An 18,146-nucleotide genomic window follows, 5' to 3' on the forward strand; every position below is an offset into this window, starting at 1 on the left:
AGGGCGTTGATGGGTGCCGTCGTGAGGAACGAACAGGGGTCGGTCCTGATCATGGCCGTGATCGCCATGCTGATCATGGGCGTGCTCAGCGTCTCGTTCGCGCTGCTGGCGGACGTGGAGACGCGGATCGGCGTCAACTACAAGCAGCAGGGGCAGGCCGAGGCCCTGGCCGAGGCCGGGCTCGAGGTCGCGCGGGACACGATCCGGGACGCCGCCACCGTGGCGGGCGGATTCACCCGGTGGATGGACGGGACGCTGGCGAGCCACGGCCTGGCCACGAACGTGGGGCTGGGGGCGGGCGCCTACTCGGCCTGGATCGACAACGACTGCTCGCCGCTGGTCCCGACCGCCATCCAGCAGGCGGGGTGCCCCACCGACACCGACGACAACGAGGCCGCCGTCATCACGGCCACGGCCACCGCCGGGACCGCCAAGGCCATCGTCCGGGCGGTCGTCGGCGTGGACAACCCGTGGAAGCACGTCTGCTCGAACGCCAAGCCCGACAACAACGGGTACTGCAACGAGCCCGGAAACCGGAACGGGAACCCGAGCATCACCCCGGCCGATCCGAACGACCCGAACGGTCCGGCCGCCTACAACGACCTGCCGCGGCCGACGCTGGGCTGCTCGCGGATCGATCCGACCATGCACGGGACGACGGCCGTCACCTGTCCCCCGGGTTACATCACCAGCTACACTGCCGGTACTTATACGGCGCCCGCCGGCGGGACGGCGACCCACATGGTCCTGATGGGCGAGGACGCCAACGTGGTCGGCACCGCGAAATACTGCTACAACAGCGAGGTTCCGGGCCCGGTCGGGCCCGGCAAGTACTGGGGCTACTTCGACTGCGCGCTCCAGACGCCCTGTGACCCCGCCGTCGACACCTGCCCCAACGGCCCCAAGAAGGGCTGCGTGATGGCCAACGACCCTCGGCCGGCCCTCCTGCCGGCCTGGTACGAGACGGTCGGGGTCAACGGCTGCTCGATCAACGCGACCGGGATGGTCTTCAACTGGTACGGGACGGCCGGGCGCGCCGCGGGGGGCGGGGTGAACGAGAAGAGCCCGACCTTCGACGGCCAGTACGGGACCTGCGCGGTCGCCGTGTCGGGGGCGACCCGGGACTGCGCGCCGACCGGCGTCGTGGACAATACCAACGGCCGGAACTACTACATCCTCAACCGCCTCAACGACGGGAGCGACCAGGGCCGCGCGAGCATCCAGAAGACCGGCGGGACTCCCGCCCCACCGGCCCCGAACGCCGGGCAGGACTTCACCTTCGTCTACGGCACCATGGTCGTCGAGGGCGACGGCGGCACGGTGCCGGCCTCGCTCGACAACTGCCCCTCGAGCAACAACGACCTCGAGCTGGGCAACAAGGGGGTCATGACCGCGGCCCTGCGGAACACGACCGAGCAGGGCCGTCTGAATCCCTTCGGGGTGCTGACCGCCGTCCAGAAAGAGGTCTACGTCTACGGCTACCCCACGGTGATCGTCATCTTCGACCCGCGGGAAATATTCGCGGCGCCGCCGCGCCCGACGGTCTCGCCGTACAACCCCCAGTTCGTCTGCGCCAACATGGCCAGCAGCAACAGCTTCGTCAACGGCATGGTCTACTCGGGCGGCCACGTCCAGTTCAACCCGATCCTGATCAACGGCACCCTCGTGGCCTTCGAGATCCAGACCCAGGGCAGCACCGGCTCGGGGGTCGGCTACAACAACCGCTTCGGCAACGCGACGCCCCCCCCCGGCTTCCCGTTCGGCGCCGGGAACCAGGTCGTGATCATCCGGAAGTCCTTCATCGTGTGCTCGAACTATCAGGACCAGAGCGGGGGCCGGACCGCCTGCCAGTAGCCCTCGCCTCGCTCGCTCAGCCGCTTCGCGGTCGGCGCCGCCCCCCGGGGAGAGCCCTCTTCCCGCGGGGGCGGCCCCCGTATACACTAGGAGGCCATGGCGGCGCCGACGGACACTGCCATCAAGCTCGGGCTGGTCGGGACCGGGGCTGAACTGGTCAAGGCCATCGACGCCCTCACGGGCATCCCCTCCGTCGAGATCGCGGTCGTCGCCGACGCCAGCGACCGGTCCGAGGGCACCAAGCGTGCCCAGAGCCTCAAGCTCCCCCTCGTCAAGAATGCCATGGAGGTCTTCCGGACCAAGGCGAACATCGTCCTCGAGGTGAACGGGGACGAGCGCCAGTACGAGCGCCTGCTGTCGATCAAGCCGCCGGGGACGGAGGTCATGAGCGTCCGCGGCGCGCGCCTCCTCATCAACCTCCTCAAGCAGAGCTCCGGCGGTGGGCCGGCGGCCGAAGCCGCGCCCAAGGAGGTCGTGAAGGAGGTCATCAAGGAGGTCCCGGTCGAGGTCGTCCGGGAAGTCATCAAAGAGGTCATCAAGGAGGTCCCGGTCGAGGTCCCGGTGGAAGTGGTCCGGGAGGTCGAGGTCATCCGGGAGGTCATCAAGGAGGTTCCGGTCGAGGTCATCAAGGAGGTTCCGGTCGAGGTGATCCGGGAAGTCGAGAAGGAAGTGATCAAGGAGGTCATCGTCGAGGTCCCGGTCGAGGTGATCCGGGAGGTGATCAAGGAAGTCCCGGTGGAGGTCATCCGCGAGGTCGAGAAGGAGGTCTTCCGGGACGTGCCGGTCGAGGTGATCCGGGAAGTCGAGAAGGAAGTGATCAAGGAGGTCATCGTCGAGGTCCCGGTCGAGGTGATCCGGGAAGTGATCAAGGAGGTCCCGGTCGAAGTCCCGGTCGAGGTCATCCGCCAGCTCGACACCGTCAAGGTGGAGAAGGTGGAGGTGCCGGTCGAGGTCATCAAGGAGGTCGAGGTCATCAAGGAGGTCATCCGGGAAGTCCCGGTCGAGATCATCAAGGAAGTCGTCCGGGAGGTCCCGGTCGAGGTCATCAAGGAGGTCGTCCGGGAGGTCCCGGTCGAGGTGGTGCGTGAGCTCACCCAGGTGGACACCGAGGAGCTCCAGCGGCTCCGCCGGCGGCTGGAAGAGCTCCAGACGTCGCACGACCAGCTGGTGACCATGTCCGGCCGGGTGCCGCTCGACGAGAAGATGCAGGCCCTCCTCACCATGGCGAGCGGCGTCGGCCACATCTTCAACAACGTCCTGGCGGGCATCCTCGGCCGGACCCAGTTGCTCCTGAAGAAGGCCGAGCGCGACAAGGCCAAGGACCTGGTGGCCGGGCTCAGCGAGATCGAATCCGCCACCCGGACCGGCATCGACGCCCTGAGCCGGATCCAGGAGTTCAGCCGATCGCGTCCCTCCGAGGCGCTGGCCCGGGTCGACCTCAACGACGTCGTCCAGCGGGCGATCGAGCTGTCGCGACCCAGGTGGCGGGACGCGCCCTCGACCAAGGGCGTGCGGATCGAGCTCATCACCCACTTCGGGGCCCATGCGCCCGTGATGGGCGTCGAGACCGAGCTCCTGGAGGCGCTCCTTCAGCTCATCACCAATGCCGTCGACGCGATGCCCCGCGGCGGGACCATCACCGTCCGGACCGGGAACGAGCCGGGGCGCGGGTTCATGTCCGTTTCCGACACCGGGGTGGGAATGCCGGAACAGGTCAAGCGCCGGGCCCTCGAGCCGTTCTTCTCGTCCAAGGGGGAAACGGGACTCGGCCTCGGGCTGTCGGTGGTCTACGGGATCATGGTCCGCCACGGGGGCGAGGTGCTCATCGAGAGCGAGACCGGCAAGGGGACGACGCTGACCCTCCGGGTGCCGACGGCCCCGGAAGGCGCGCCGCCCCCGACCACGGCGGTCGACGCCGACCAGGCCCAGATTCTCGTCGTGGACGACGACGAGACCGTCCGCACGGCGCTCGGCGACATGCTCCGGGGCGCGGGCTACGCCGTCACGCTCGCCGCGTCGGGGCTCGAAGGGATTGCCAAGGTGCGAGAGCGGGAGAATCCGTTCCACCTGGTCGTCACCGACCTCGGGATGCCCGACGTCCCGGGCTGGGAAGTCGTGGAGGCGGTCAAGCAGGTCGAGACCATCACACCCGTGGTAATCATGTCAGGGTTTGACCGGGCCCGCGCGACCCGCCGGGCCAAGGAGCTCGGCGTGGACCTCGTCATCTCCAAGCCCTTCGACCTCCAGGACTTCCTCAACGCCGTCCGCGGCCTCTTGCTCGGCCGCAAGCGCTCGTAGCCCCGCGTCCTCGCCCCGCTAGCGCTGGTATTGGCTCGGCGTGGGCCCGTCCACGCCTCCGAGGACCCTTTTTTTCTTGACTCATCGCGAGGGGGACCCCTATACTGCCGCTTCACAAAATACTACAAAGACCTGCAAACACCGGAGGGTAAGCCTGTAGGGGCCTTCCGGTCGAAATTTCTTGGGTTTGAGGGGGCGTCTGCACGAGACTGGCCGCAATGCGAGGGGACCAACGATGATGTCACTGTTCAAACGACGCAAGCGTCCGCAGATGGTGGGACTGGACATCGGCTCGAGTTTTGTCAAGGCCGTCGAGCTTCGTCCGGTCGGAAATGATTACGAGCTGGTCGGGTTCGGGATGGCTCCGGTCCCGCCCGGCGCGCTCGAGGGCGGAGAGATCAAGCAGGCCGCCGCCGTCCAGCAGGCGATCCGCCAGGCGATCGACCAAGGACGGATCCAGGCGACCGACGCCGCGATCGGCATGTCGGGCGGCTCGGTCATCGCCAAGCGGGTGACGCTGCCGAAGATGTCGGAGGCGGAGCTGGCCGAGTCCATCCGCTGGGAAGCCGAGCAGCACATCCCGTTCGACATCGAGGACGTGGAGCTCGACTTCCAGGTCCTGCGGCAGGACGGTCCCCAGCAGGAAGTGATGCTGGTCGCCGTCAAGAAGGGCAAGGTCCGGAGCTACGCCGACGTGGTCGCCGAGGCCGGGCTCAACGTCGCGGTGGTGGATGTGGACGTCTTCGCCCTGGAGACACAATACGAGCACAATTTCCAGGGCGAGAACGAGGTCGTCGCCCTCGTGAACATCGGGCACGAGACGACCAACACGAACATCCTGCAAGGGGGCGTCAACGTGTACGCCCGCGACGTCTTCGTGGGCGGCAAGCAGTACTCGGCGACCCTGGCCCAGCGGTTCGACCTGGCCCCTCAAGACGCCGACGCCCTGGTCCGGGGCAAGCAAGGGCAGGTGAGCTGGGCGGAGATCGAGCCCGTGCTCGATCTCGTCTCCCAGGAGCTCGGCCAGGAGATCCAGCGGACCCTGGATTACTTCGGCACGACCGCCGAGCACGAGCGGATCCAGCGCATCTTCCTCTCGGGAGGCTGCGCCCTGGTCCCCGGGCTCAAGGACTTCCTCTCGTCGCAGTGGGGAATCGAGGTGGCGTCCGCCGACCCGTTCAAGCGGGTCAAGATCGGGTCGGGCCTCAACGCGGACGTGGTTCAAAAGCTGGCGCCGCTGGCCGCCGTCTCGACCGGGCTGGCGATGCGCTATCCGGATGACCGGAAGTAAGGACGTAGAGCCGTGGCCATCAAAGTCAACTTGCTCCATCGCGAAGACCGTCCCAAGCGCGCCGGGGCCGGCCTCTCCGGCATCTCCATGCCGAAGATCGCCATCGGCGGCGGCCGCGTCATGCAGATCGCCGGGGTCCTGGTCATCGTGGTCATCGTCGGGCTCGGCTGGATGGGGTACTCGGCGTGGCGCGAGAAGAACGAGCACGAGCGGGAGATCACGCGGCTCAAGGCTCAGGACGCCCAGCTCCAGCGCCAGCTGACGGAGCTGCGGGTGGCGGACGCGGCCAAGCGCGAGATCCAGCGGCGCCTCGACATCATCGGGCGGGTGGCGAAGAGCCAGGGCGTCCCGGTCCAGATGATGACCGGCGTCCTCAAGTCGGTCCCCCAGGGCGTCTGGCTCACCTCCGTCGACATGAAGCCCCAGGAAGTGAAGGTCAAGGTCGACGCGACCCGTCCCGCCATCTCCTACTCGAGCGAGACGCTGGCCAAGCTCGAGCAGAAAAAGGAGGAGTCCGGCACCGCCAAGGGCCCGGTCCAGACCAGGGAGGTCACGGAGATCCAGGGCTTCTCCGTCGTGATCAAGGGCATGGCCTTCAACAACTTCCAGGTGGCCGAGTTCATGGAGAACCTGAGGAAGGCGGGGGTGTTCTCGGACGTGGATTTCACCGTGACCCAGGCCGCCAACGTCGAGCAGGTCCGCGTCATGGATTTTGAAGTGACCGCGAGCGTGAAGCTCTAGGTCGGATAGGTAGCAGACAATGGACAGCGCAGAGCTCAAGAAACTGGTTCTGATCGGCCTTCTGATCCTGGCCGTGGCCTACGTCGGGTACAACGGCTTCTCCGCGATCGGGTACGCGGGTGTGGCGGGCTGGCGAGCCGACGCGGCCAAGCTTCTCGTCGAGCGGCAGAAGCTCGACGCCAACGTGAAGAGCGCCACCGCGATGGTGGCCAACCTCGACAAGATCAAGCGGGAGCGCGAGGCGCTGGAGGCCCAGCTCAAGGAGCTGAGCCGCCGTCTCCCGGGCGAGCGCGAATCCGCCGAGGTGCTCCGCAGCGTGGAGAGCCTGGCCGGCAAGTCCGGGCTGACCATCGGCCAGGTCAAGCGGCGCCCGCTGCGGACCCAGGAGCTCTACGTGGAGATCCCGATGGAGGTGTCGGTCGGCGGCGGGTATCACGACCTCGTCAAGTTCGCCGACCAGCTCGCCCACCTCGAGCGGATCGTCACCCTCAACGAGATTCAGGTCCAGCGGCCGGGACCCACGACGGGAAGCCAGGCGCCGGCGGTCAACTCGGCCCCGGGGAGCGTCAAGGCACAGATGGTGGCCGTGGTCTTCCAGGCCTTGCCCGAGCCCTCGCCGGCGACGCCCGGTGCGCCGGCTCCGGGTGCCCCGGCGCCGCCACGGTAGGAGAGCCCCATCATGCCACGCCGGTCGCCTCGAACGCAGTGGGTCAGCCGGGCCACCCTCGGAGTGTGTCTGGCGATTCCGATGACCGTCTTCGCGCAGGCCCAGCCGCAATACCCGACGCAGCTCCCCGTCCCCAAGACCGCCCCCGCGCCGGCGCCCGGGCAGGCCGAGTCCCCTCCGAGGGCCGCGGGACAGGCCCAGCCCGCTCAGCCGGCCGCCCCGGCCACGCCGCCGGCCGCCCCGGCCGCGCCGGCCGGGCCGGTGAGCCCCGGGGGCCGCGACCCCTTCGACCCGCTGGTGACCAAGGCCCCGCCGGGCGAAGAAGGGCGCGCGCAGACGCTCAGCGGTCTCAAGCTGGTGGGGGTCGTCTGGGACCCCGCGAACCGTGACCAGATCCGGGCCCTGGTGGAGACACCGGACGGGCTCGGTTACTACGTGCGGCTCAACGAGGAGAAGTTCGGCGGGAAGGTGATCGCCATCGACCGAGACCGGGTCAGGTTCTCCGTCCGCGAACGGGATCCGGGTGGCCAGACTCGGACGCGGACGGTCGAGCTGAAACTGAGTGGTCAATAGCCAGAGGGGGGAGCGGCGTGGCTAGACAAGGAGTCGTGATGCTCCTGGGCTGTGCCTGGACCCTGGCTGTCGGCGTGGCGGCGCCCGTGTGGGCAGCCGACCTCGAGCCCGGCGGCCAGCCCATCCTGTTGGCTCAAGCGACGAGGGTGCCGGTTCTCGCGCAGGTACAGCCGCCGCGACAGCAGCCGCGCCTCATCTCGCTCGACTTCAAGGACGCAGACATCAACAACGTCCTCCGCATCCTGGCCGAGTTCAGCGGCCTCAACATCGTCACCAGCGAGGACGTGAAGGGCAAGGTGACGGTGAAGCTCCAGAACGTGCCCTGGCAGCAGGCCCTCGACTCCGTCGTGCGGGCGGCCAAGCTCGGGTACGTGCAGGAAGGCAACATCATCCGGGTCGACAAGCTCGAGAACCTCACCAAGGAGGCCGAGGCCCAGTTCAAGGCCGAGCAGCGCGAGGTCGAGATCCAGCAGCGGCGGGCGGAAGCCCGGATCCGGCTGGAGGAGCAGGAGCGGGCGAAGAAGTCCGCGGAGCAGAAGGCCGAGTTCGAGCTCTCCCCGCTCGTCGAGGAGGTCATCCCCCTCAAGTACGCCCACGTCGGGATCCGCCGCGTCCAGGTCCTCAATTTCCTGACCGACGGGGTGACGACCGAGGAGCGCCGGGGCATCGAGGAGGCGATCACCGGCGGCGTCAAGAAGGAAGAGGGGAAGTCGGCCGGGCTGCTCTCCCCGCGCGGCCAGCTCACGATCGACATGCGGACGAACTCGCTGATCGTTCGCGACGTCCCCGACAACGTCGCCAAGATCCGGGAGTTCGTGGCCCGGCTCGACCGGCCGACCCCCGCGGTCCAGATCGAGGCGCGCATCGTCGAGATCAGGCGGGACGACGCCCGGCGGCTCGGCATCATCTGGGGCGGCGCCTTCACGCCGAAGGCGGGCGCCAATTCCCCCGTCATCGACGTCCGGGGCGGCGCCGGGCCCCGGCAGACCGGGCCCGTCGGCGGGACGGCGCCGTCCACCGCCGCCAATTTCCCCGCGACGCCGTTCCAGGCGCCCTTCAGCTCCGGGAACCTGTTCGGCCTGACGCTCGGGTGGCTCGCCTCCAACCTGGCCCTGGACATCTCTCTGCAAGCCCTCGAGGGCGAAAACCGCGCGCGTATCATCTCGAGTCCGAGTCTCATGGTGCTCGAGAGCGAGCCGGCCACGATCGCCAGCGGCCAGAAGATCCCCATCATCAGCGTCCTCAGCATCGGCGGCGCCCCCCAGGCGTCCGTGACCTACTCGGACGTCACCACCCGCCTCCAGGTCGTCCCGAAGGTGGCGGCCGAGGATGGCCGGCTCGTCCTGACCATCGGGGTGAAGCGGGACACGCTCGACGGCACGGTCACGGCGGCGGGCCTGACCGCCCCCATCATCGGCACCAAGCAGACGATCACCCAGGTGCGGATCCCCGACGGCGGCACCGTCGTCCTGAGCGGTCTCCGGGAGGACACCCAGCGGAACCAGCAGGAGGGTCTGCCCTGGCTGAAGAGCATCCCGGTCCTCGGGTGGCTCTTCAAGAACGACCTGACCGACGCCGGCCGCACCGAGATGATGGTGTTCCTGACCGCGAAGGTCGTCGAGAACCCCGGACAAGCGGCCGTGACGCCGGATGTGCTGCCGGCGGCCCCGGGCGCGCCGGCCCCGCCCGGCCGGACCGGCCAGGCCCCGGCCCCGGCGATCCCGGTCGCGGACGCTTCGCCTCCGCCGGCGGCCGCCGCCCGCGCCGCCCCCGTGTTCCCGGCCGAGGGCCAGAGCCGATGAGCGCCCCCGGCGGACGGCTCCTGACGATCGCGATCGTGGCCGGCGTCCTGGCGCTCGCGGCACCCGTCGGCGCGCAGGAGTGGAAGATCTATCTCGTCGGGAAGGCTGACCCAATCGTGGCCACGTACTACGCGGAGGAAGCCCCCTGGGTCTTCTACCGCGACGACGACAGCATGTACCTCTTCACCCTCGGGTGTAACCGGATCTCGAAGGTCGAGCGGGGCGGCGCCCTCATCCCGCCGCCGCCCTGCCCGGTGGACCGGCTGGCGACCACCGCCTCGCGTGTCTACGTGAACGTGCTCGAGCTCGAGGCCAAGCGCCTCGACGACGGGCTCGCCAAGCTTCGCGAGCTGACCACCGCGTACAACGCCGCCGTGGCCAACGCGAGCATCGCCGCCGTCAACACGCGGGCGGGCGGGGCCCCCATCTCGATCGAGGGGCTGAACGAGTCCCTCCAGCTCTTGCGGCTGCAGCTGGGCGACGCGCGCAGCGACGTCGACCTCAGCCTCCAGCGTACCGACGCCCTGACCCAGGCGATCGGCGCCTATCGCGAGATCGAGCGTCGCGAGCTGGGCCGGCAGCGCTACTTCTTCGCGCCCCGGTAAGAGGAGAAGAGACGTGCGGCAGATCACCGTCCACCTCGGCACCCGGACCTACCCGGTCCTGGTGGGCCCCGGCCTTCTGGCCGGAGCCGGGCGCGAGTGCGCCCGCCTGGGCGTGGGCCGGAAGATCGCCGTGGTGACCCAGCGGCACGTGGCCCTGCACGCCCAGGCGGTGACGGAGAGCCTGCGGGAGGCCGGGTTCGCCCCGGTCGTCGTCGAGGTCCCGGAGGGCGAGCCCGCCAAGTCGCTCGACGAGGCCCGGGGGCTCTGGGACGCGTTCGTCGGCCACGGGCTCGACCGGGGCTCGGCGGTCGTCGCGGTGGGGGGCGGCGTGGTCGGCGACCTGGCCGGGTTCGCCGCGGCGACCTACATGCGCGGCGTGGCCTACGTGCAGATCCCGACGACCCTGCTGGCCCAGGTCGACGCGTCGGTCGGCGGCAAGGTGGCGGTGAACCATCCGCGGGCCAAGAACCTGATCGGCGCCTTCCACCAACCCCGCCTCGTGCTCATCGACCCCGACACCCTCGGGACGTTGCCCGAACGGGAGTACCGCTCGGGCCTGGCCGAGGTGATCAAGACCGGCGCGGCCCTGAACGCCGAGCTCTTCGCCACGCTGGAGGGGAACATCCCGGCCATCCGGCAGCGGGACCCTGGGCTGCTCGAAGGCGTGATCGCGACCTGTTGCGCGGAGAAGGCCACCATCGTCGAGCAGGACGAGCGCGAGGAGAGCGGGCTCCGGATGATCCTGAACTACGGCCACACCGTCGGACATGCGCTGGAGGTGCTCGGCGGATACCAGGAGTGGCTCCACGGCGAGGCGGTGGCCGTCGGCATGGTGGCGGCGGCGCGGCTCGCGGCCCGGCTCGGCCTCACGGATCACCGCACGGCGGAGCGGCAGATCGCCCTCCTCCAGGCGGTGGAATTGCCGGCCCGCTTCGAGCGGCCCGGCCCGGCCGAGCTCGGGCAGGCTTTGCGCCACGACAAGAAGGCGCGGGAGGGGCGCGTGCCGTTCGTGCTCCTCAAGGCTTTGGGACACGCTGACGTCTGCTTCGACGTGCCGTCGGAGTTGGTGCTGGAGGTGCTGCAGGAGATCCACGGAGGTCCCATGCCCCGCCGCGGGGAATAAGGGGAAGCCGATGCGAAGGACGTCCTGGCGAGCCGTCTCGTTGGTGATGGCCCTTGGCCTGGCCCTGGCAAGCTGCAGTGGGCCGAACCGGAGCGACGATCCCAGCAGCCCGTCGGGCTTCCGCATCGTCCTCACGGCGAACCCCAACGCCCTGCGAGGCGCGACGCCGGGGAGCGGCGAGGCCCAGGGAAGCTGCGCCATCATCACGGCCAAGGTCTTCGATGTCAACGGGGAGCTGGTCGACGGCGCGGTGGTCACGATGACCACCAACCTCGGGCGGTTCCCGGGCGCGGCGCCGGGTCAGGAGTTCATCGCGGTCGGAGGCGTCACCAACCGCGGGATCCTGACCGAGGTCCTGTGCGCCAAGTCCGAGCGCGGCACGGCCATCGTCACGGCGGTCGTCCAGGACGCCGCGGCCAGAGTCCTCATCACCATCTTCTAGGGGGCCCCAGAATCATGAATGCCACAGCGAAGCGCCGAGCGAAGGGCAGGACGCGGTTGGCACGACCGGCCGGCTGGATTCTGGTGAGCTTGCTGTTGATGGGGGCGCTGGCCCAGGCCTGCTCGAAGCAGAGTGACCAGAAGGGCCCGACCTTCCCGACGACCACGTCCGGCCATTCCGACACGCCCGCGAGCACCCGGGTATCGGTCAACATCAATCCCAACACCATCGAGCCCGGCCAGCGGGCCGGGATCACGGTCCTGGTCCAGAACGCCGGCGGGTTCCCGCTCAAGGGCAAGACCGTTCAGCTCAGCACCACCGCCGGCCGCCTGGATTCGGTCTTCGGCACGACCGACGCCGCCGGCAAATTCGTCACGTTCCTCAAGATCGAGGCGTCCGACGTCACCGCCGGCGTGAGCGCGGCCATCATCACCGCCATCGTCGAGGGCGCGGTGGGGACGGCGACGGTGGCCTTCAGCGGGGCGCAGGATCTGTTCCTCTCGCCCGGCAGCGTGAGCCAGACGGTCCAGGGCGTCGGCGACGACCCCGGGACGTGCACGCTGGGCGGCTTCACCACGCAGTTCACGGTGTCGGGCGGCGTGCCGCCGTACACCTTCACGGTGGCCGGGCTCAAGGGGTCGCGCATCAGCGGCGGCGGCCTCTACAAGATCGATCCGTTCACGGCCGCTGGCGGCACCAAGCTGGGGGACGTGGTGACGGTGACCGACTCGCAGGGTCGCAGCAAGTCGGCGTCGGTCAGCCTGGAGTGCCTCAAGTCGACGCCGCCACCGCCTCCGCCGGCGGTCACCATCTCGCCGAGCTCGGTGGCGCGGACGTTCGTGGCCAACGCCGCCGGAATCTGCGCGGCGACCTTCACCGTGCAGTTCACGGCCTCCGGCGGCACCCCGCCGTACACGTTCTCGGCGGCGGGCCCCGGCACCGTCACTTCGGGGGGCTTCTACACGTTCAGCCGGTCGATGGTGACAGGCGAGAAGATCTCGGACACCGTCACCGTCAAGGACTCGCTGGGGAGCGCCAAGGACGCGACGATCTCGGTCGACTGCGTCAAGGCGCCGTAAGGGGCTGACCGTCCGCGGGAGACCGCGGGTCTGACCGACCGGCCCGGCTGCCCATCGGGTGGCCGGGCCTGAAGGCCCGTACCGCCCGGGGGAGCGTGACTCCCCCGGGCGGTTTGCTTTCAGGGACGCCTCGCGGCCCGGCCCAGGAGTTCCGTTGCGAGCGCGGCCTGCGGCCGCGGCATTCCGCCTGGGGAAGGCTCCAGAGAGGCCGTTGGGGCCCCCCGGCTGAGCTCAGAGCCCGTGAAAAAGTGCGCGGGGCACGGCCCTCGCGCTGATACCCGACCCCACGCCACTGGATGTTCCACTTCGAGCGCGGGCTTTGCCCGCGCAACCCCCGGGGGGAGGGATCGGAGGGGGGCGTAGCCCCCCTCCGAGTTCAACTCAGTCGGAGGGAGCGGCCTCGGTGCCGGGCGCCGGAGCGCCGGCGTCGGACATCTCGTGCAGAAGATCGAGGTAGCGGACGTTCCACCCGTCGGCGCGGAGCCGCGCCAGGCCGAACCGGACGAGCTCGGCGTTCAGCATGCGCCCGTTCGGCAGGAAGACGTAGGCGAGCCAGTTCCCCTCGGCGTCGTAGCGCTGGCGGTCGAACTCGAGATACACGATCAGGCCGCGCTCGAGCGGCGCCCACGGATCCTCGCCGGTCCACGTCCCGCCCGCCGGCTCGACGCCGGCCAGGCGGACCCGATGGTAGCCGCTCCGGACGCGCACCTCGAGAAGGTCCGGGGCGAGCCGTCGGGCGAATCGCACCGGGGTCCGCCCGCGCACGGGCGCGATCTCTTCGGGGAACAGCCGCGCGACCTCGTTCAGCGCGATCCCGACGATCCCACCGAGGCGGCGGAACCGGAACTCGCCCTCCTCGACCCAGAACCCCTCGACGCGCATCAGCTGCCCGCTCTGGAGCCGGAGGAAATGGGGACGGTCGGAGCTCTGATAGGGAAGCCGCGGCGCGGGGGCCGGCGGCACGGGCCCCGACGGCCGGGTTTCCAGTCCCTCGGCCCCTTCGGTGGCTCGGATGGACAGCCAGGCCTCGGGGGCGTCCGAGTTCGGCGCCATCCGCACCACGCCGAGGATCTCGGAGCGCGCCACGGTGAAGGACCCATTGGCCACCGCAACCCGCACCCGATCCCCTTCGGGCTTGAGGCTGGCGACCCGGAGGTTCCCCCCCCCGCGCATCGTGAGGTAGAGGTCTGGCTCGGGCGCGAGCGGGGCGCCGCCCGTCTGGGCCTGGAGAGCTGGCGCGGGCAGGTTGGCGTAGCGGTCCGGCTGGTCCGGGACGATCTTGAGAATCTCGAAGGTCGGGATGCGGATCCACCCGCCGTACTTCTGGAAGACGATGTGCCCGCCCTCCTCGCGGTAGCGTGTGACGACGATGGGCTCGCCCCCATCGAGGAGATAGATCAGGAAGGCCGGCGGCTGGGGCTCGTTCGGTGCGGTCTGTCCCGGGGCATCGCGGGTGAGCGGCGTCGCGCGCGGGGCCGGAGACGGAAGGAGCCGGGGGGTTCGGACGCGCTCGGCCGGCCCGAGCCGGCGTCTCGCCACGGCCTGGGAAAGCCCCGCCGCGGCCGCGCCGTCGGCAAGCCCGGCCGTGAGGAGCGCGAGCGCGAGCCCGGTCCGAAGCGCCCTCCCGCGCCTCGGTCGCGCGTTCATGGCGGTACTATAGCGGGGGAGCGAGCGGTCGTCCAAACAAATGGCGGCCGGCCCGCAAATTCCCGCCAGCATTGACAGCCTCGCGACCGGGCCCGTATAGTAAGCGAGATCCGGCGGCTCTGACCTGGCCGGGAGCGCACGTGCCGACCGCCGACGAGATCCGCCACCAGGAAGCGCGCCTCCGCCGGGAGCCCAGCTCCCAGGCGTATGCCGCGCTCGCGGAGGCGTACCGGCGGGCCGGCCGGGTCGATGAAGCGATCGCGGTCTCCCGCCAGGGTCTCGAGCGGCACCCGGCGTACTCGACCGCCCGCTTCATCCTGGCCAAGGCGCTGCTGGACCGCGAGGAGGTGGCCGAGGCGCGGGCCGAGGCCGAGCGCTTCCTCAAGAGCGAGCCGGACCACGAGCCGGCCCTTCGACTGGCGGCGGAATGCGCGTTGCGGCTGGCGGACCCGGCGGGGACGCTGGCCCATCTTCGCCGCCTCGCCGTGCTCGACCCCGACGACCGCGCGCTCCAGGGGCAGCTCCGAGCCCTGGAGGTGGCGCTGGGTCGGGTGCGCCCGGGTCAGGAGGCCGGCGGCCTCTGGCCGCTCCTCGCGGACGATACGTTCGCCACGGTGACGTTCGGCGATCTGTGTCTCGGCCAGGGTCTCCTGGACGAGGCCACGGCCGTCTTCAGTCGCATCGTGCTCCGGGCTCCCGGTCACGCGATTGCCCGCGAGCGCCTGGCCGAGCTCGGTCGGCCGAGAGGTCAGGCGCGGCGGCTCAGGGGATAGAGGCGTCAGGGAATGCAGGTATCGACGGCAGAGTTCCGCAGGGGTCTCAAGATCGAGCTCGACGGCAACCCGTACACCATCGTCGACTTTCAGCACGTCAAGCCGGGCAAGGGGGGGGCCTTCGTTCGCACCAAGCTCAAGCACCTCCGGCTCGGCACCGTCGTGGACCGGACGTTCCGCTCAGGTGAGAAGTTCGAGCTGGTGGACTTCGAGCAGAAGCCGATGCAGTTCCTCTACCGGGACGACGGCTTCCACTTCATGAGCCTGGAGACGTACGAGCAGGTGTCTCTCTCCGAGGAGGAGGTCGGGGAAGCCGCCGACTACCTCAAGGAAAACATGGAAGTGGAGCTACTCTACATCAACGGATCCCCGGCCGGCGTGGACCTCCCGACCTTCGCCGAGCTTCGGGTCACGAAGACCGACCCCGGCCTGCGCGGAGACACCGCCTCGGGAGGCTCGAAGCCCGCCACCCTCGAGACGGGCGCGGTCGTGTCGGTCCCCCTCTTCATCAACGAGGGGGACATCCTCAAGGTCGATACGCGGACGGGCGCCTACATCGAGCGGGCAGGATAGCGCGGTGCCGCCCACCGGGGTGGTCCGGCTCGAGTCGCCGCCCGGCGCCGAGGGGAATCACCGATGAACATCAAGGAGATTCGGGCCCTCCTCGAGCTGTTCCGCGAATACGGGCTGACCGAGGTCGAGGTCGAGCGGGGCGGCGACCGGATCCGCCTGCGCCGGGAGGCGGTCGCCGTGCCCGCGGTGGCGGCGCCCGGGCCGCCCCCGGCGGCGCCGGCCCAGACCGCCGCCCCGGCCCCGGAGCCGCTTCGCGAGGACCGGCGCCAGCACCTCGTCACCGTCGAGGCCCCGATGGTCGGCACCTTCTATCGGGCCCCGTCGCCGGATGCGGAGCCCTATGTCCGTGAGGGGGACGTCATCAAGGAAGCCCAGGTGCTCTGCATCATCGAGGCGATGAAGCTGATGAACGAGATCGAGTCCAAGGTCTCGGGGCGCATCATCCGGGTGCTCGCCGAGAATGGTCAGCCGGTGGAATACGGGCAGCCCCTCTTTCTCATCGAGCCCTGAGTCCACCCATGCTGAGCCGGAGTTGACGTGTTCGGCAAGATCCTGATCGCCAACCGGGGCGAGATCGCGCTCCGCATCCTCCGGACCTGCCGGGAGATGGGGATCCGCACGGTGGTCGCCCACTCGAAGGCCGATGCCAACTCCCTGCCCGTCCTCCTCGCCGACGAGAGCGTGTGCATCGGGCCCGAGGACAGCGCCCAGAGTTACCTGAACATCCCGAGCCTCATCTCGGCCGCCGAGGTGACCGACGCCGAGGCGATCCACCCCGGCTACGGCTTCCTGGCCGAGAATGCCACGTTCGCCGAGATCTGCCGGGCCTGCTCGATCCGCTTCATCGGACCGAGCCCGGACGCGATCCGGCTGCTCGGGGACAAGGTCCGCGCCCGCGACCTGGCGCGGAAGGCCGAGGTGCCGCTGCTCCCGGGCAGCGAGGGAGCCCTCCGCGACGAGACCGAGGCTCGCGCGTGGGCGGACGAGATCGGGTACCCGATCGTGCTCAAGGCGGCCATGGGCGGCGGCGGGCGCGGGATGCGGGTCGTCCGCGGTCCGGAGAGCCTGACGGCCGCGGTCCAGACGTGTCAGACGGAGGCGGCCGCCGCCTTCGGATCGTCCGAGATCTACATCGAGCGGTACGTCGAGAGCGCCCGGCACGTCGAGGTGCAGGTCCTGGCCGACGGCAGCGGGGACCTGATCCACCTCGGGGAGCGCGAATGCTCCATCCAGCGGCGCCACCAGAAGCTCCTCGAGGAGACCCCGTCGCCGGCGGTGACCGCGGCCCTTCGCCGGGAGCTGACCGCCGCCGCCCTGCGACTCTGCCGGGCCGCCGGCTACGAGAGCGCGGGGACCGTGGAGTTCATCCTCGACGGGAAGGGCCGCTTCTACTTCCTCGAGGTGAACACGCGGATCCAGGTGGAGCATCCGGTCACCGAGATGGTGACCGGCATCGATCTCGTCCGCGAGCAGATCCGGATCGCGGCCGGCGAGCCGCTGGGCCTGACGCAGGACGCCGTGCCTTCCGAGGGCCACGCGATCGAGTGCCGCATCACCGCGGAAGACCCGGTGACCTTCGTCCCCAATCCCGGCCGCATCACCACCTACCTGCCGCCCGGGGGCTTCGGGGTGCGGGTGGACAGCCACTGCTTCGGCGGCTACACGGTGCCGCCCCACTACGACTCGCTGGTGGCCAAGGTCATCACCCACGGGGCGGATCGCCCGGCGGCGATCGCCCGAATGCGGCGCGCGCTGGCCGAGTTCCTCCTCGAAGGGATCAAGACCACGATCCCGTTCCACACGCGCCTGCTCACCGATCCCCGGTTCGTCGAAGGGGCGTACTCGACGGCGTTCATCGAGACCCAGCTCTGATACCCTCCGGGCATGGCTGCGCCCCCGACGTCCCGGCCGCCCCTCGACCTCTACGTGATCCTGGATCCGGCGGCCTCGGGAGACGCCGACCTCGCCACCCTCGCCGACCAGGTCCTGGCGGCCGGCGGGCGCTGGATCCAGCTCCGGGCCAAAGAGGCGACGACGCGCGAGCTCGCCGGGCTGGCCCGGCGCGTCGGCGAGCGGGTGCGGGCGGCCGGCGGCGTGTTCCTCGTGAACGATCGGTTGGACGTCGCGCTGGCCATCGGAGCGGACGGCGTCCATCTGGGCCAGGACGACCTGGCGGTGCAGGACGCCCGGCGTCTGGCTCCGGGCCTGGTCGTGGGCGCCTCCACGCACAGCCTGGATCAAGCCCGCCGCGCTCAAGCCGAGGGCGCCGACTACGTCGCCCTGGGCTCGATCTTCCCGACCGGATCCAAGCCGAGCTTCCAGCTGGTCGGGCTCGAGATGCTCCGGCTCTGCCGTCCCCACGTCACGGTGCCGCTGGTCGCCATCGGGGGCATCACCCCGGAGCGCGTGCCGGCGGTGCTCGCCGCCGGCGCCGACGGGGTGGCGGTCATCTCCGCGATCGGCATGGCGCCCGACCCGGGCGGGGCCACCCGGGCGTTTCTGGCGGCCTTCCGCCAGGCCCGACCGGCTCGTCACCTTGACAGCTCTTGGCGCGGCGCCCCATAATACTCACCACTCGCGTCCATGCCGCCATGCTCTCGCCCTGGGAGGTGAGGGTGTCGCCGGCCCGAAAGGGTCGACTTGGTTCCCGGGTTCACTCACGCCAGAAAAGGAGGATG

Annotated in this window: 17 protein-coding genes; 16 read left to right on the top strand and 1 reads right to left on the bottom strand. The window is 70.0% G+C overall.

Going from position 1 to position 18,146, the window contains the following annotated elements; all coding sequences use genetic code 11:
- Nucleotides 1–9 precede the first annotated feature (9 nt).
- The 11 genes from VGW35_23250 to VGW35_23300 all read left to right on the top strand — a co-directional run bounded on the left by VGW35_23250 (nt 10) and on the right by VGW35_23300 (nt 12,475).
- Nucleotides 10–1,854: a pilus assembly PilX N-terminal domain-containing protein gene (locus VGW35_23250; GenBank protein ID HEV8310590.1), complete on the top strand. Its 1,845-nt coding sequence runs from the start codon at nt 10–12 to the stop codon at nt 1,852–1,854.
- Nucleotides 1,855–1,950: 96 nt separating this feature from the next.
- Entirely contained in the window at nt 1,951–4,152 is a 2,202-nt protein-coding gene (locus VGW35_23255; GenBank protein HEV8310591.1) for a response regulator, read from the top strand.
- 235 nt (nt 4,153–4,387) lie between these two features.
- A complete protein-coding gene (gene pilM, locus VGW35_23260; protein HEV8310592.1) occupies nt 4,388–5,443 on the top strand; it encodes a type IV pilus assembly protein PilM in 1,056 nt (351 codons plus the stop codon).
- Between the two features lie 12 nt (nt 5,444–5,455).
- Nucleotides 5,456–6,184 carry a PilN domain-containing protein gene (locus VGW35_23265; protein ID HEV8310593.1) on the top strand — a complete coding sequence of 243 codons (729 nt, stop codon included), beginning with the start codon at nt 5,456–5,458 and terminating at the stop codon, nt 6,182–6,184.
- Nucleotides 6,185–6,203: 19 nt separating this feature from the next.
- Nucleotides 6,204–6,851 carry a type 4a pilus biogenesis protein PilO gene (gene pilO / locus VGW35_23270; protein HEV8310594.1) on the top strand — a complete coding sequence of 216 codons (648 nt, stop codon included), beginning with the start codon at nt 6,204–6,206 and terminating at the stop codon, nt 6,849–6,851.
- Between the two features lie 12 nt (nt 6,852–6,863).
- Nucleotides 6,864–7,424, top strand: a complete 561-nt coding sequence (locus VGW35_23275; GenBank protein HEV8310595.1) for a hypothetical protein — start codon at nt 6,864–6,866, stop codon at nt 7,422–7,424.
- 17 nt (nt 7,425–7,441) lie between these two features.
- Nucleotides 7,442–9,226 (top strand): secretin N-terminal domain-containing protein, encoded by a 1,785-nt coding sequence (locus VGW35_23280; GenBank protein ID HEV8310596.1) that lies wholly within the window; start codon nt 7,442–7,444, stop codon nt 9,224–9,226.
- Nucleotides 9,223–9,831 (top strand): hypothetical protein, encoded by a 609-nt coding sequence (locus tag VGW35_23285; GenBank protein HEV8310597.1) that lies wholly within the window; start codon nt 9,223–9,225, stop codon nt 9,829–9,831. The genes VGW35_23280 and VGW35_23285 overlap by 4 nt, the downstream gene beginning before the upstream one ends.
- Nucleotides 9,832–9,844: 13 nt before the next feature.
- Entirely contained in the window at nt 9,845–10,954 is a 1,110-nt protein-coding gene (aroB, locus tag VGW35_23290; GenBank protein ID HEV8310598.1) for a 3-dehydroquinate synthase, read from the top strand.
- 10 nt (nt 10,955–10,964) lie between these two features.
- Entirely contained in the window at nt 10,965–11,396 is a 432-nt protein-coding gene (locus VGW35_23295; GenBank protein HEV8310599.1) for a hypothetical protein, read from the top strand.
- An 83-nt stretch (nt 11,397–11,479) separates the two neighbouring features.
- Entirely contained in the window at nt 11,480–12,475 is a 996-nt protein-coding gene (locus VGW35_23300; protein HEV8310600.1) for a hypothetical protein, read from the top strand.
- Between the two features lie 381 nt (nt 12,476–12,856).
- On the opposite strand, the gene VGW35_23305 is transcribed toward VGW35_23300, so the two are convergent.
- A complete protein-coding gene (locus VGW35_23305; protein ID HEV8310601.1) occupies nt 12,857–14,122 on the bottom strand; it encodes a thermonuclease family protein in 1,266 nt (421 codons plus the stop codon).
- A gap of 140 nt (nt 14,123–14,262) precedes the next feature.
- Here VGW35_23305 and VGW35_23310 point away from each other — a divergent pair, with 140 nt between their 5' ends.
- The 5 genes from VGW35_23310 (at nt 14,263) to thiE (ending at nt 18,033) form a co-directional block, all read left to right on the top strand.
- On the top strand, nt 14,263–14,895 hold the full coding sequence (locus VGW35_23310) for a tetratricopeptide repeat protein (protein HEV8310602.1): 633 nt from the start codon (nt 14,263–14,265) through the stop codon (nt 14,893–14,895).
- A gap of 12 nt (nt 14,896–14,907) precedes the next feature.
- Complete coding sequence (efp, locus tag VGW35_23315; protein ID HEV8310603.1) at nt 14,908–15,468, top strand: elongation factor P; 561 nt, start codon at nt 14,908–14,910, stop codon at nt 15,466–15,468.
- Between the two features lie 63 nt (nt 15,469–15,531).
- Nucleotides 15,532–15,978: an acetyl-CoA carboxylase biotin carboxyl carrier protein gene (gene accB / locus VGW35_23320; GenBank protein ID HEV8310604.1), complete on the top strand. Its 447-nt coding sequence runs from the start codon at nt 15,532–15,534 to the stop codon at nt 15,976–15,978.
- Nucleotides 15,979–16,005: 27 nt separating this feature from the next.
- On the top strand, nt 16,006–17,340 hold the full coding sequence (gene accC / locus VGW35_23325) for an acetyl-CoA carboxylase biotin carboxylase subunit (protein HEV8310605.1): 1,335 nt from the start codon (nt 16,006–16,008) through the stop codon (nt 17,338–17,340).
- A 12-nt stretch (nt 17,341–17,352) separates the two neighbouring features.
- The gene (gene thiE / locus VGW35_23330; protein ID HEV8310606.1) at nt 17,353–18,033 is read left to right on the top strand and encodes a thiamine phosphate synthase; all 681 of its coding nucleotides are present in this window, start codon (nt 17,353–17,355) and stop codon (nt 18,031–18,033) included.
- The last annotated feature ends 113 nt before the right edge of the window (nt 18,034–18,146 follow it).

It is taken from the genome of Candidatus Methylomirabilota bacterium (assembly GCA_036005065.1).
Taxonomy (GTDB): Bacteria; Methylomirabilota; Methylomirabilia; order Rokubacteriales; family DASRDR01; genus DASYQW01.